Source organism: Pseudonocardia sp. ZF1, assembly GCF_056835605.1.
Genome location: NZ_JAJNBY010000001.1, coordinates 2,505,458 through 2,519,288, shown reverse-complemented (window position 1 = coordinate 2,519,288; position 13,831 = coordinate 2,505,458). Strand labels below are relative to the sequence as shown.

Sequence of the window (13,831 nt, the reverse complement as noted above, 5' to 3'; positions counted from 1 at the left end):
CGTGGCCGACTCGTTCCCCCGCCTGCACGCCCGCACCCGCCGCTTCACCCTCGGGGTCCCCCGCGGGTTCACCGTCGCCCCGGACGGGTCGCGGGCGGTGTTCCTGCGCAGCCGGTCCGGTACCGACCCGGTCACCTGCCTGTGGTCGGTCGACGCCGCGACCGGCGCGGAGCGGCTGCTCGTGGACCCGGCGTCGGTACCCGGGCTGCCGGGCGAGGAGGACCTGCCCGCCGCGGAGCGGGCCCGGCGCGAGCGGGTCCGGGAGCAGGCGGGCGGCGTCGTCGGGTACACCACCGACGCCGCGGTCACCCGCGCCGTGTTCGCACTGTCCGGGCGGCCGTTCACCGTCGCGCTGACCGGGGAGCCGGACGTGCGCCCGCTCGATGTCGGCGGGATCGAGGCCGTGGTGGACCCGCGGATCGACCCGAACGGGACCCGGGTGGCCTTCGTCGCCGCGGGCGCGCTGCACCTGCACGACCTCACGACCGGCACGACGACGGCCGTGCTCACCCCCGACGGCGACGACGTCTCCTGGGGCCTGCCCGACTTCGCCGCGGCCGAGGAGATGGACCGCCACCGGGGGTTCTGGTGGTCCCCCGACGGCGGCGCGCTGCTCGTCGCCCGGGTCGACGAGTCGCCGGTCGCACGCTGGCACATCGCCGACCCGGCGCACCCCGACCGCGTCCCGACCACGGTCCGCTACCCCGCCGCCGGCACCCCGAACGCCCGGGTGGGGCTGGTCGTCGTCGCGCTCGACGGCAGCCGCACCCCCGTGACCTGGGACGACGAGACCTACGAGTACCTCGCCACCGCGGGCTGGGACGCACACGGCCCGCTGCTGTCGGTCCAGCCGCGCGACCAGCGCGAGGTCCGCACCCTGGCCGTCGACCCCGCGACCGGGCGGACCACCACGCTGCACTCCCAGACCGACCCGGTGTGGGTGGAGAACGTGCCGGGCGTCCCGGCGCGCACCGCGTCCGGGGCGCTGGTGCGGGCCGAGGACTCCGGCGGGGCGCGCCGGCTCGTCGTCGGCGACGCCTACCTGACCGGCCCGGAGCTGCAGGTGCGCGGGGTCGTCGGCATCGACGGCGAGACCGTCCTGTTCCGCGCCTCGACGGAGCCGACCTCGGTCGCCGTCTGGTCGGTGACCCCGGGGTCCGAGCCGGTCGCGGTGACGCCGACGACCGGGGTGCACGCCGTCACCGCAGCGGGGGGCACCACCGTGCGCGTGTCCCAGGACCTCGCGACGGCGCCGCACGCCGTGCTCGTCACCGCCGCCGGGACCGAGCACCCGGTCGCCGGGCACGCCGTCGACCCCGGGTTCGACCCGGCCCCGGTGCTGCACTCCTTCGGTGAGCGGGAGCTGCGCACCGCGGTGTTCCTGCCGTCCGGCCACGTGCCCGGTACCCGCCTGCCGGTGCTGCTCGACCCCTACGGCGGCCCGCACTCCCAGCGGGTGCTGCAGGCCCGCAACGCGCACCTGACCAGCCGCTGGTTCGCCGAGCAGGGTTTCGCCGTGCTGGTCACCGACGGTCGTGGCTCCCCCGGCCGCGGCCCGGAGTTCGACCGCGCGATCCACGGCGACCTGGCGGGACCGGTGCTGGAGGACCAGATCGCGGCCCTGCACGCGGCCGCGGAGGCCTACCCCGACCTGGACCTGGGGCGGGTCGGGATCCGCGGCTGGTCGTTCGGCGGGTACCTGTCCGCGCTGGCGGTGCTGCGCCGGCCCGACGTCTTCCACGCGGGCATCGCCGGCGCGCCGGTCACCGACTGGACGCTCTACGACACCCACTACACCGAGCGCTACCTCGGGATGCCGGGCGGCGAGCCCTACACCCGCTCGTCGATCGTCGACGACGCCGCGACCCCGCCGACCGCGGACCGGCCGCACCGCCCGCTGATGGTCGTGCACGGCCTCGCCGACGACAACGTCGTCGCCGCGCACACCCTGCGGCTGTCCTCGGCGCTGCTCGCGGCCGGGCGTGCCCACCAGGTGCTGCCGCTGTCGGGCGTCACCCACATGACGCCGCAGGAGGTCGTCGCCGAGAACCTGCTGCTCCTGCAGGTCGGGTTCCTCCGGGACGCGCTCGGCGGCTGAGCGCGAACACGTGTTTCACCGATTCCGACGATCACCGACGCCGACCGGAACTGATCTACGGACACCGCGTCGTCGCAGGTGAGGGCGCCGCGCGTCCGTGCGTGACCGGACGCGCGGCGGTCACCGGTGCCCGCGACGGGGCTCCGGGCCCGCTTGCGACCCCGCTCACACTGTGGCTCCCTGGGCCGGAGGGACACCTCCGCCGGACCCGGCCACGGGCCACCGGCGGGCGTGGGCGACGACGCCGTGGGGAGCAGCATGACGATGTCCGACCAGGCCACGCGGTCCCTGTGGATCTGCGAGCCGTGCGGGTTCGTCTACGACCCGGACGAGGGCGACCCGGACGGCGACATCGAGCCGGGCACGCCCTTCGAGGACATCCCCGACGACTGGATGTGCCCGATCTGCGGCGCCGCCAAGTCGGACTTCCGCCCGTTGGAGCCGGGAGAACAGTTCCCGGGGTGAGGACACCGAGACCATGGTCATGATCGCCGGATACGACCACTTCGTCCAGCTGGCCGAGTCGCTGCAGTGGGACGAGACCGACCTCGACCTGGGCCCGGACCGCGACGCGTGGGCCCGGCTCGCGCCGGACGAGGCGGCGACCGTGCGCGGGCTCGTCGCCGGCTTCTGCATCGCCGAGGCCTCGGTCGCCGGGCAGCTCGGCTCGTACCAGGCGGCGGCGCTCGACGACACCATGCAGGCCGCGTTCCGCGCCCAGGCCCGCGACGAGGCGCGGCACGCCCGGTTCTTCGACCTGGTCGCCGCGCAGGTGCTGGGCGTCCCCGGCGACACCCCGGCCGACCGGCTGGACGTGCTGCGACGCGAGGTGAGCTCCGAGCTCGTCGACCTGTTCGAGCACCGGCTGCCGGCGACCGCCCGTGGGCTCGCCGAGGACCACACCGGACTGACCGGGGCGGTCGGGCTCTACCACATGGTCATCGAGGGTGTGGTGCTGCTGGCCGGGCAGCACGCGATGCTCCAGACCCTGGACCGGCTGTCCGTCCCGCTGCCGGGCGTGCACCGCGGGACCGAGCTGGTCCTGCGCGACGAGCGCTGGCACATCGGCTTCGGCGCGCGGGTGGTGCAGAGCGCCGAGCTGGGTGGCGAGGAGGCCGACGCGCTGCTCGAACAGGGTGAGACCGCGTCGAAGGTCTGGGCCGGGCTCATCACCCCCGAGGCCATCGCGCTCGCGGTGAAGCAGCACCGCCGTCGGCTGAAGGCGGCGGGCATCAAGTTCTGGTGACACCCCCACGCCGGTCGCCGCCTTTCGGGAAACATGTGTTTCATTCCTCCGGGGCCGGCCGCGTGGCCTGCACGGAATGGGCACGGACGGTTCCGCGGGCGGGGACCGCGGGTGTCCACACCGGAGCCCACGGCGCCGTCCCGGGCGCGGCGTCGCACGTCACGGCGGGGACGGCCGCCCCGGCCCCCGCGACGGTGCTTGTCGCCGCACCGACGTCACCGATCTCCGGCGGCCACGATTTCCGGGGCACCCGCCCGCATTTCCCACCATTTCCCGGACGACCCCACGGCACGGTCCGCAGAAGTGTTCCGATTGTTCCCGGACAATCGTTTCCGGGCAACGGGGCGGCCCCGCGCAGCCGGTCCTGACCTGCGGAGAGATCGTCCGAGCCGAGCCCGGGACCCTCGCGGGAGATCATTCCGCATTCGAGCTCGCGCGTTCATGATCGTCGGCGCAGAATTGATGGACGCACGGGGTTGACGCTTACCACCGTGCGGTGTGAAGGTGATCACGTACCCACCGACGAATTGCGCTCGGGAGGAAAGTGTCAATGACGACCACCGAAGACGAACGCGCGGAACAGCTGGCCGCCGCGGGTCTCGACGGGCAGAACCGGCTCGCGCTGGGTCGGCTGCTCGGCAGCGGGACCATCGGCTACGCCGAGGAGGGACCCGACGGCGTGCTCCGGGCGACCATCCGGATCCCGGAGGACGAGATCTGCTACGAGCCCGGCGTGCTCATCCTCCCGCACGGCGGTGACATCGAGCTGACCCTCATCAACGACGACAAGAACACCCACTGCGCGGTGCTGCCCAGCAACGGCGACCCGAAGTTCATCTGGCTGGTGAACCACTCCAAGGGCACGGCGAAGATCAACCTCGACGGGCCGGGCACGTACTACTACGGCTCCGCGAGCGGCAACGACGAGGGCCGCGGTCTCACCGGCTCCATCGTCATCGGGGGCGAGGTACCCGACCACGCCAAGCTCGACCGTCCCCCGCAGCCGCGACCGTAGGAAGGATCCCGAGATGACGGACTACGTCGACGCGGGTGAAGCGATCCCGCACGTCCAGCTCAGCAACGTCCGGGGCGAGGCCCCGGCCACCTCCGCGGTGGACTACGACCGGATCCGCGGCGCACGCTCCGAGCCGCAGAACTGGCTGACCTACTACGGCACCTACGACGGCCAGCGCTACAGCGAGCTCGACCAGATCAACAAGGACTCGATCCGCAGACTGTCGCCCGCCTGGGTGTTCCAGGCCGGCGCCGTCGGGATGCAGTCCGGTGCGTCCACCTACTCGTTCGAGGCGTCACCGATCGTCGTCGAGGGCGTCATGTACGTCTCCGGCCCCGACGGCCGCGCCTGGGCGATCGACGCGAGGACCGGCGAGGAGCTCTGGCGCTACAAGCACGCCTCGCCCTACGACGTGTCGCTGTGCTGCGGCAACGTCAACCGCGGGCTGGCCGTGGGCCACGGCAAGGTCTACATGTACACGCTCAACGCGCACATCATCGCGCTCGACGCCACGACCGGGAAGGTCGTGTGGGACACCGTCAACGGCGACGTCCGCGCCGGGGAGAGCGGCTCGGTCGCGCCGCTGATCGTCAAGGACCTGGTGATCGTCGGCAGCGCCGGCGGGGAGTTCGGCGTCCGCGGCCACCTCGACGCGTTCGACGCGGAGACCGGTGAGCGGCGCTGGCGCTGCTACACCGTCCCGAAGCCGGGCGAGCCCGGCTCGGAGACCTGGCCCGACGACGGCGAGGCCTGGCAGCGCGGCGGCGCGAACTGCTGGGTGACGCCCACCTACGACCCGGAGCTGGAGCTGCTGTTCCAGGGCACCGGCAACCCGGCCCCGGACTTCGACGGCGGCGTGCGCCCCGGCGACAACCTCTACACCGACTCGACGATCGCGGTCGACGTCAACACCGGCGAGATCAGGTGGCACTACCAGTTCACCCCGCACGACCTGTGGGACTACGACTCCACGATGGAGAACGTCCTGTTCGACGCGCCGGACGGGCGCAAGCTGCTCGCCCACGCGGACAAGAACGGCTACTTCTTCGTGCTCGACCGGACCAACGGCGAGCTCGTGCGGGTGTTCCCGTTCGTCGACCGGATCACCTGGGGCGAGATCACGCCCGAGGGCAAGGTGACGCCGAAGATCTACCCCGACGAGGAGGGCGTCCCGGTGCACTTCTGGCCGGGCCCGGCGGGCGGCAAGGAATGGACGCACATGTCCTACAACCCGCAGACCGGGTTGATGTACGTGCCCGTCCAGGAGGTCGGGGCGACCGCCACCCGGCGTCGCCGTGAGTTCAAGGAGTCCATCCCCTACTGGGGCGCCGGCGTCGCCGTCGACATCGAGGACTTCTACGGGTTCGTCGCCGCGATCGACCCGCTCACCGGCGAGGAGAAGTGGCGCTGGAACAACGAGTACCCGATGTGCGCCTCGACGCTCACCACCGCGGGCGGCCTGGTCTTCCAGGGGACCCCGACCGGTGAGTTCGTCGCGCTCGACGCCTCGACCGGGGAGAAGCTCTGGTCGTTCCAGTGCGGCAGCGGGCACCACTCCAGCCCGACCACCTTCGAGGTCGACGGCAGGCAGTTCATCGCCGTGCCGACCGGGTGGGGCGGCTGGGTCGAGGGGTTCCTGCCGGGCCTGCTCGGTGCGGCCGCGGGCGACGCGTTGTTCTGCTTCGCGTTGCCCGAGCAGTAGATCCGGCCGACCCCGGGGACCCGAACGCTGTGAGAAGGGAGGTGATCGCATGGAGTCGACCACCGAGTGGGAGGCGCCGGAGTTCGAGGAGATCGGCTGCGCGCCCGAGGTGACGATGTACATCGCCCGGACCGAGGCGTGAGGTGACCGACGGCCGGGGGCGCGCGCAGCGCGCCCCCGGCCGTCGCCGTGGAACAGGGGGTGCCATGAGGATCCGGATCCTCGGATCGGCGGCGGGCGGTGGCTTCCCGCAGTGGAACTGCGGCTGTCCGGGCTGCCGGGCGGTGCGCGACGGGTCGCGACCGGCGACGCCGCGCACCCAGTCCTCGATCGCCGTCTCCCCCGACGGGCGGCGGTGGTGGCTGGTCAACGCCTCCCCCGACGTCCGCACCCAGCTCGCCGACGCTCCCGCGCTGCACCCGACCGGCGACCGGACGACCCCGCTGCAGGGTGTGCTGCTCACCGACGCCGAGATCGACCACACCCTGGGGCTGGTGCTGCTGCGCGAGGGCCGCGGGGTGTCGCTGCACGCGACCGCGGCGACCGAGCGGACCCTGCGCGAGGGATCCGGGCTGCTGCCCACCCTGGAGCGGTTCTGCCCGGTCACCTGGACCGAGGTCGTCCCCGGCGCCGACCACGACCTCGGCGGCCTCGTCTACCGCGCGTTCGAGGCGCCGACGGGCAAGCACGACCGGTTCGGCGTCGCCGAGGGCCTGCCCGGGCGGGTGGTCGGGTACCGGTTCACCGACACCGCGTCCGGCCGGTACGCGGTGTACCTGCCCGGCGTGCAGGAGCTGACCCCCGCCGTGCAGGACGAGATCGACGGCGCCGACCTGCTGCTCGTCGACGGCACGACCTGGCACGACGACGAGCTGGTCCGGCTCGGGCTGGCCGCGAAGACGGCGCACGACATGGGACACCTGCACGTCGGCGGCCGGGGTGGCAGCCTGGAGGTGCTCACCGCCCTCGGTGTGCCCCGGATCGTCTACGTGCACGTCAACAACACCAACCCCGTCCTGCTGGAGGACTCCGCCGAACGCGCCGCGGTCACCGCCGCCGGGGTCGTCGTCGGGTTCGACGGACTGGAACTGGAGGTCTGACATGACCGCTCCGGACACCGCGCTGGTGCGACGGCTGCGGGCGCACGCCGCGCAGTACCACTCGGCGCACCCGTTCCACGTCCGCATGAACGACGGCACCCTCACCCCGGACCAGATCCGCGGCTGGGTCGCGAACCGGTTCGCCTACCAGGAGGCCATCCCGGTCAAGGACGCGGCGATCCTGTCGAACTGCCCCGACGTCGGGGTCCGGCGGCGGTGGATCCGCCGGATCGTCGACCATGACGGCACCCCCGACGAGGGCGACACCTCCGGCGGCATCGAGGCGTGGCTGCGGCTCGGCGAGGCGTGCGGGCTGAGCCGGTCGGAGATCACCGACCACCGGCACGTGCAGCCCGGGGTGCGGTTCGCCGTCGACGCCTACGTGGGCTTCGCCCGCACGAGGCCGTGGGTCGAGGCGGTCGCGTCGTCGCTGACCGAGCTGTTCGCCCCGGACCTGATGGCCGAGCGGCTGGCGGCGTTCGAGAAGTACTACACCTGGATCGACCCGGACGGGCTCCAGTACTTCCGCAACCGGCTGTTCCAGGCCCCGCGGGACTCCGAGCACGCACTGGAGGTCGTCGTCGCGCACTGCCGCACCCCCGCCGAGCAGGACGCCGCCGAGGCCGCGCTGTCGTTCAAGTGCGACGTGCTCTGGGCGATCATGGATGCGATCGACCATGCCTACGCGTGACGGGTCGACCGCCACCGGCGCGGCTCGGGTCCCGGCGCCACGACGCGGCGAACGGGCCGCCCGCACACCCGCGGTCACCGGGGACTCCCGGCCCCGGCTCGGCCGGCACGTGCGGATGCGGCCGGACCGCCCGACCGGCGGGTGGGTGCTGCTCGGGCCGGAGACCGTCGTCGTACTGAACCGGACCGGGCACGCGGTGCTGCGCCTGTGCGACGGCGAGCGCAGCGTCGACGACATCGTCGCGGCGCTGGTCGCGGACTTCGACGAGGCCGACGCGCTGGTCGTCGGCGACCAGGTGCGCGACTACCTGACCCGGCTCGTCGCCCGGAACCTGGTGGCGCTCGGATGAGCGCCCCGCGCCCGTTCGGGCTGCTCGCCGAGCTCACCTACCGTTGCCCGCTGGCGTGCGCCTACTGCTCGAACCCGATCGAGCTGGCCCGCTACGACGACGAGCTGTCCACCGCCGACTGGCAGCGCGTGTTCGGCGAGGCCGCCGCCATGGGCGTGCTGCAGTGCCACCTGTCCGGCGGAGAGCCGCTGCTGCGGCGGGACCTGCCCGAGCTGGTCCGCACCGCCTGCGACCTGGGTATGTACACCAACCTCGTGACCAGTGCGATCGGGCTGTCCCGGCCGCGGGCCGAGGCGCTGCGCGCGGCGGGGCTGGACCACGTGCAGGTCAGCGTGCAGGCCGACGAGCCCGCCACCTCCGACCGGATCGCCGGGATCCGCTCGTTCGACAAGAAGCTGGAGGCCTGCCGGCTCGTCCGTGAGCTGGGCTGGCCGCTGACGGTCAACGTGGTGCTGCACCGGCAGAACATCGAGCGGATCGGCGCGATCGTCGACCTCGTGGAGCGCCTCGGCGCCGACCGGGTGGAGCTCGCCAACACCCAGTACTACGGCTGGGCCTGGCGCAACCGGTCGTCGCTGCTCCCGACCCGCGAGCAGCTCGACCGGGCCGAGGAGGTCGTCACCGCCGCCCGGGCGCGCCTGGCCGGGTCGATGGAGGTCGTGCACGTGCTGCCCGACTACTACTCCCGCTACCCCAAGCCGTGCATGGGCGGCTGGGCGCAGCGTCAGCTCACCGTCGCCCCGAACGGCGACGCGCTGCCCTGCCCGGCCGCGCAGACCCTGCCGCTGCCGCGGGCCTCGGTCCGCGACAGCGGCCTCGAGGAGATCTGGACCTCGGCGCCGCTGTTCACCGCCTACCGCGGCGAGGACTGGATGCAGGAGCCGTGCCGGACCTGCGACCGTCGCGAGATCGACCTGGGCGGGTGCCGCTGCCAGGCGTTCCAGCTCACCGGCGACGCCGCGGCCACCGACCCGGTGTGCCACCTGTCGCCCGAGCACGGGCTCGTCGAGGACGTGGTGTCCGAGGCGAACCGGCCGGCGCGGGTGGACCTGGAGCTGGCGCCCCGGCCGCACCGCTGAGGCCGGAGCGGCAGCGGGCCGCGCCCGGTCAGCGCAGGTGCGTGGCGTCCCAGAAGCGGTAGGCCCGGTCCGAGGGGTCGACGACCGCGTCGTCGACCTCCGGTCCGGCGGCGATCAGCCGGCGCAGGTAGTCCCCCACGCCGGTCCCGACCACGCGGCGCTCGTCCTCGTCCGGACCGGCGACGACGATCTGCCCGACGGCGCCACCGGGCTCCGGGACGGTGTCGACGACCAGGGCGTTCCCGCCGCCGTCGACGGCCAGCGGCCACCAGCCCGCGTCCCAGTAGTGGGCCAGCACCGGATCCCCGGCGCGCACGGTCACGTGGTCGTGCCCCATGTCGGCGACGACGTCGAGCCAGCCGCGGTACTCCCGCGTCGCCTCGGCCAGGGGCACGAACCGGTAGGTCGCGGGGAACAGGCTCGTCGCGACCTCCGGGTGCGGGCCGGGGGCACGCGGGTGGTCGGCCAGCTGGCCGTCGGCGAGCGCGTAGAGGGCCCGCAGCGCGGCCGGGAACTCCCGGCCGAACACCGCCTCGGCGTCGGCCACCGCGCCGGGCTCCGCGGGCGCGCGGAGGTTGGACGAGGCCGGGATCCCGGCCCGTTCCAGCACGTCGAGCCAGCGGGGCCAGTCGGTCGCGACGCCGTCGTCGGGGGCGCCGCCGGAGAGGTCACGGTCACCGGTCACGGTGTGCAGCGTGCCACGACGGGCGGGCCCGGGACGCACCCGCCGGCGGGTTCTGGCAGGGTCGTCGCGCACCCACGGCCCGCCCCCGCGGGCCGTCCCCGTCCGTGAGGAGCACGTCCGTGTCCGCACCGCAGAAGCCCGCCGTCGAGATCGTCGACGGCCCGCTGCCCACCGACCTCGTGACCGAGGACCTGACCGTCGGCGACGGCCCGGAGGCCAAGCCCGGTGACACCGTCGCCGTGCACTACGTCGGGGTCTCGCAGTCCACCGGCCGCGAGTTCGACAACTCCTACGACCGCGGCCAGCCGCTGCAGTTCGGCCTCGGCGCCGGTCAGGTCATCTCCGGCTGGGACAACGGCGTCGCCGGGATGAAGGTCGGCGGCCGCCGCCGGCTCGTGATCCCGCCGCACCTGGGCTACGGCGCCCGCGGCGCGGGCGGCGTCATCGCCCCGAACGAGACCCTGATCTTCGTCTGCGACCTGGTGGGCGTGCGCTGACCGCGCTCCTGCTGATCTCCGACACCCACCACCCGAGCCGCGGGGCCGCCCACTCCGGTGGGCTCCCCGGGCCGGTGTGGGCGGCCGTCGACGCCGCCGACGTCGTCGTGCACGCCGGTGACTGGTGCTCGGTGGAGCTGCTCGACCGGGTCGAGGGCCGCGCGGCCCGGCTGCTCGCCTGCTGGGGCAACAACGACGGCGACGAGCTGTGCGCCCGGCTGCCGGAGACGGCCCGGGCGACCCTCGACGGGGTCCGGGTCGCGGTGACCCACGAGACCGGCCCGAAGCAGGGCCGCGAACGCCGGGCGCTCGCCGCGCACCCCGACACCGACCTGCTGGTGTTCGGGCACTCGCACATCCCGTGGGACTCCGCGGCGGACGGGCTGCGTCTGCTCAACCCGGGGTCGCCGACCGACCGGCGCCGGATGCCGACCCACACCTGGATGACGCTGACCCTGCACGACGGCCGGATCGACGACGTCGTGCTGCACCACCTCTGACGCCGCTCAGTCGTCGTCGTCATCGTCGTCGGGCTGCTGTTGCTGCTGCCCCGGCGCCCGGTCCTGCGGGGCCGGAGCGGCCGGGGCCCGCCGGTCGTCGTCGTCCACCCGGGTGGCCGACGGCGGGCCGCCCGCCGGGGCGTCGTCGTCGTCGCGGGCGCCTTCGCCCGTGCCGAACACGAGCACGAGGCCGACCAGCGCGGCCACGACGACGAGCGCCGCGGCCATCCGGTCCTTCGTGAGCATCGGGTCTCCCTGCAGGTGCTCAGTCGTCGACGGGGACGCCGCCGAAGACGGTCAGGCTGAGGACGAAGTAGGCGACGTAGAGCCCCAGCAGCACCACGCCGTGCCAGCGGCGGATGCGCCCGGTGCCCAGGAACACCGCGGAGAGCACGGTGAGCCCGAGCAGCACCGGCAGGTGCCAGACCAGGGCCGTCGGGTCGACCACGATCGCCCCGCCGACCAGCAGGATCACGCCGAGCTTGCCGGTCACCGAGAACACGACGCTGCCGAGCACGTTCGCGACGGCGATCTCGGGCGCGCCGCGCCGGGCCGGCTCGACGGTGATCAGGATGTCCTCGAGGGACAGCGCGAGCGTCGCGATGGTGACCCCGAAGACCGTCCCGCTGATCGCCCAGGTCTCGAGGATGCCCTCGGTGCCCTGCCCGGCGATGAGTGCGCCGACGACCAGCCCGATCAGCGCGATGACGGCGAACAGGATGGTCCGCCCGGGCGGCTGGGCGCGGGCCTTGAGGAACCCGTCGTCGACGCGCAGGTCCTCGGGCAGCCGGAACCCGGGGCTGCCGGCCGCCGCGTCGGTCCGGGGCGGGCCGCTCGGCGCGACCGTCGCCGTCGTGCTCCCGCCCGCGGCGACCCCGGCCTTCTCCAGCTGCTCGTAGACCTCGGCGTTGCGCCAGACGGGCCGACGGGCGGAGTACTCGCGGTAGGCGATCCAGCCGACGAAGGCGACGAACAGCAGGATCAGCACGACGCCGGTGCCGGCGGTGAGCAGCCCGCCGAGCGCGAGCAGGAACATCACCACCGGGGCGGCGACGTAGAGCGCGAGGTAGTCGCGCGGGACCTCGACCCGGGTCGGCGCGATGATCGCGGCGAGCGCGAGCACGATGCCGGTCAGCGCGATCGTGGTGCCGATGACGGTGCCGAGCGCGACGTCGCTGAGGTCCTCCATGTTCAGCACGACCCCGAACGCGAGGTCGTCGAACTCGATCCCGGTGAAGACGACGGCGATCAGGAACAGCGAGATCGCCCAGCGACTCGCCACCCCGACCAGGTAGCCGATGAGCTTCTCCGCGCTGTAGACCAGCACGGCGACGCCCAGGACGAACTCGATCACCGGGATCATGCGTCAGCCCCTCGCTACGACGCCAGGATCACCCGATAGTGAACTGGACCACGTGGCGAAGCAACACTTGACAATCACCAGGCAGGACGTTTCGCCTGGTCACAGGCGCGGCGCGCCGGGCGGGGCGGGGCCGACACGGCCCCGCCCCGGTGTCCGATGCGGATCCGACGGGCCGGGGGCCTCAGTCGCGCGGGGGCGCGCTCACCCGGTGGTCGGCCTGCTCGTCCTGGGCCTCGATCTGCGCGGCCTCCTCCTTGGTGCGGGCCAGCGGCGGCGCGGTGATCCCGCTGCCCTGCTCGGCCAGCTCGGGCTTCATCCGGACCGCCACGAGGCTGACGATCGTGGTGAGCGCGAGGACGCCGACGATGACGCCGAGCGAGAGTCCGATCCCGACCTCGGGGACCGGGACCGGCTCCCCGCCGTTGATGAAGGGCAGCTCGTTCTCGTGCAGGGCGTGCAGGGCGAGCTTGACGCCGATGAAGGCGAGCAGCACCGCGAGGCCGTAGGACAGGAAGACCAGCTTGTTGAGCAGCCCGCCGAGCAGGAAGTAGAGCTGACGCAGCCCCATCAGCGCGAACGCGTTCGCGGTGAAGACGAGGTAGGGCTCCTGGGTGAGGCCGAAGATCGCCGGGATCGAGTCCAGGGCGAACATGATGTCGGTGACGCCGATGGCGATCATCACGATCAGCATCGGGGTCAGCCAGCGCTTGCCGTCGATCTTCACGGTGGTCTTGGCACCGTGGTAGTCGTCGGTGACCGGGAAGGCCTTGCGGACCCACTGCAGGACCCGGCCCTCCTTCCACTCCTCGTCGTCGCCGCCGGCAGCCTGCTTGACCAGCGAGACGGCGGTGTAGATGAGGAACGCGGCGAAGAGGAAGAACACCCAGCTGAAGCGGTCGATGACCGCCGCGCCCGCGGCGATGAAGATGCTCCGCATGATCAGCGCGATCACGATGCCGACCAGCAGCACCCGGTGCTGGTGGAGGACCGGCACCTTGAACGCGGACATGATGATGAGGAAGACGAACAGGTTGTCGACCGACAACGAGTACTCGGTCAGGTAGCCGGCGAAGAACTCGCCGGCGTAGGTGCCCCCGGAGAAGAACCAGACCCCGCAGCCGAACGCGACGGCCAGCGCCACGTAGAAGACGACCCAGCGGGTGACCTCGCCCAGGGTCACGGCGTGCGGCTTGTGGTCGTTGAGCCACAGGTCCGCGCCGATCACCAGCACGAACCCGACGATGGTGACCAGCCAGACCCACAGGGGTACGTTCACGAAGTTCCTCCAGACCAGGGCAGCATCAGACAGCCCGAGGTCTCTCCCGCCACGGCAGCCCGTTGCTGCGGCTGCCGAGCGTGGCCGGTGGTGCCGGGTCCGCTCGCGAACCACGCTCGCGACGACACCGTGCTGACGACACCACCGCGGTAGGGATACTCCCCTGCGGTAGGTGAAGTGTCCTCCCTGGTCCGTTGCATGGCGAGTCGGGGTGACCCAGGGCACCCGGT

At 73.0% G+C, this 13,831-nt stretch carries 16 protein-coding genes; 12 read left to right on the top strand and 4 right to left on the bottom strand.

Going from position 1 to position 13,831, the window contains the following annotated elements; translation table 11 throughout:
- The first annotated feature begins 1 nt into the window (after position 1).
- The 10 genes from ZF1_RS12350 (at position 2) to pqqE (ending at position 9,280) form a co-directional block, all read left to right on the top strand.
- Positions 2-2,098 (top strand): prolyl oligopeptidase family serine peptidase, encoded by a 2,097-nt coding sequence (locus ZF1_RS12350; RefSeq protein WP_482637314.1) that lies wholly within the window; start codon positions 2-4, stop codon positions 2,096-2,098.
- Between the two features lie 258 nt (positions 2,099-2,356).
- The gene (locus ZF1_RS12345; protein WP_482637313.1) at positions 2,357-2,563 is read left to right on the top strand and encodes a rubredoxin; all 207 of its coding nucleotides are present in this window, start codon (positions 2,357-2,359) and stop codon (positions 2,561-2,563) included.
- 13 nt (positions 2,564-2,576) lie between these two features.
- Positions 2,577-3,344 (top strand): ribonucleotide-diphosphate reductase subunit beta, encoded by a 768-nt coding sequence (locus tag ZF1_RS12340; protein WP_482637312.1) that lies wholly within the window; start codon positions 2,577-2,579, stop codon positions 3,342-3,344.
- A gap of 550 nt (positions 3,345-3,894) precedes the next feature.
- The gene (locus ZF1_RS12335; RefSeq protein WP_251786437.1) at positions 3,895-4,359 is read left to right on the top strand and encodes an MSMEG_3727 family PQQ-associated protein; all 465 of its coding nucleotides are present in this window, start codon (positions 3,895-3,897) and stop codon (positions 4,357-4,359) included.
- A gap of 13 nt (positions 4,360-4,372) precedes the next feature.
- Positions 4,373-6,061 (top strand): PQQ-dependent dehydrogenase, methanol/ethanol family, encoded by a 1,689-nt coding sequence (locus ZF1_RS12330; protein ID WP_251786436.1) that lies wholly within the window; start codon positions 4,373-4,375, stop codon positions 6,059-6,061.
- Positions 6,062-6,110: 49 nt separating this feature from the next.
- The gene (pqqA, locus tag ZF1_RS12325) at positions 6,111-6,203 is read left to right on the top strand and encodes a pyrroloquinoline quinone precursor peptide PqqA (protein ID WP_060712366.1); all 93 of its coding nucleotides are present in this window, start codon (positions 6,111-6,113) and stop codon (positions 6,201-6,203) included.
- 64 nt (positions 6,204-6,267) lie between these two features.
- Positions 6,268-7,161, top strand: a complete 894-nt coding sequence (gene pqqB, locus ZF1_RS12320; RefSeq protein ID WP_251786435.1) for a pyrroloquinoline quinone biosynthesis protein PqqB — start codon at positions 6,268-6,270, stop codon at positions 7,159-7,161.
- 1 nt (position 7,162) lies between these two features.
- A complete protein-coding gene (gene pqqC, locus ZF1_RS12315; protein WP_482637311.1) occupies positions 7,163-7,852 on the top strand; it encodes a pyrroloquinoline-quinone synthase PqqC in 690 nt (229 codons plus the stop codon).
- Entirely contained in the window at positions 7,839-8,201 is a 363-nt protein-coding gene (gene pqqD / locus ZF1_RS12310; RefSeq protein ID WP_251786433.1) for a pyrroloquinoline quinone biosynthesis peptide chaperone PqqD, read from the top strand. The genes pqqC and pqqD overlap by 14 nt, the downstream gene beginning before the upstream one ends.
- The gene (gene pqqE, locus ZF1_RS12305) at positions 8,198-9,280 is read left to right on the top strand and encodes a pyrroloquinoline quinone biosynthesis protein PqqE (protein ID WP_251786432.1); all 1,083 of its coding nucleotides are present in this window, start codon (positions 8,198-8,200) and stop codon (positions 9,278-9,280) included. Before pqqD ends, pqqE begins: the two co-directional genes overlap by 4 nt.
- 28 nt (positions 9,281-9,308) lie before the next feature.
- On the opposite strand, the gene ZF1_RS12300 is transcribed toward pqqE, so the two are convergent.
- A complete protein-coding gene (locus ZF1_RS12300) occupies positions 9,309-9,965 on the bottom strand; it encodes an SMI1/KNR4 family protein (RefSeq protein WP_251786431.1) in 657 nt (218 codons plus the stop codon).
- Between the two features lie 119 nt (positions 9,966-10,084).
- Here ZF1_RS12300 and ZF1_RS12295 point away from each other — a divergent pair, with 119 nt between their 5' ends.
- Positions 10,085-10,462, top strand: a complete 378-nt coding sequence (locus ZF1_RS12295; RefSeq protein ID WP_226356486.1) for an FKBP-type peptidyl-prolyl cis-trans isomerase — start codon at positions 10,085-10,087, stop codon at positions 10,460-10,462.
- Entirely contained in the window at positions 10,459-10,962 is a 504-nt protein-coding gene (locus tag ZF1_RS12290) for a metallophosphoesterase family protein (RefSeq protein WP_482638699.1), read from the top strand. Before ZF1_RS12295 ends, ZF1_RS12290 begins: the two co-directional genes overlap by 4 nt.
- Positions 10,963-10,968: 6 nt before the next feature.
- Here ZF1_RS12290 and ZF1_RS12285 read toward each other — a convergent pair whose 3' ends face one another.
- The 3 genes from ZF1_RS12285 to ZF1_RS12275 form a co-directional block, all read right to left on the bottom strand.
- Positions 10,969-11,208, bottom strand: a complete 240-nt coding sequence (locus tag ZF1_RS12285) for a hypothetical protein (RefSeq protein WP_482637310.1) — start codon at positions 11,206-11,208, stop codon at positions 10,969-10,971.
- Positions 11,209-11,227: 19 nt separating this feature from the next.
- The gene (locus tag ZF1_RS12280; RefSeq protein ID WP_346109187.1) at positions 11,228-12,325 is read right to left on the bottom strand and encodes a sodium:calcium antiporter; all 1,098 of its coding nucleotides are present in this window, start codon (positions 12,323-12,325) and stop codon (positions 11,228-11,230) included.
- 181 nt (positions 12,326-12,506) lie between these two features.
- Positions 12,507-13,601, bottom strand: a complete 1,095-nt coding sequence (locus ZF1_RS12275) for a TerC family protein (protein WP_208823910.1) — start codon at positions 13,599-13,601, stop codon at positions 12,507-12,509.
- Positions 13,602-13,831 lie beyond the last annotated feature (230 nt).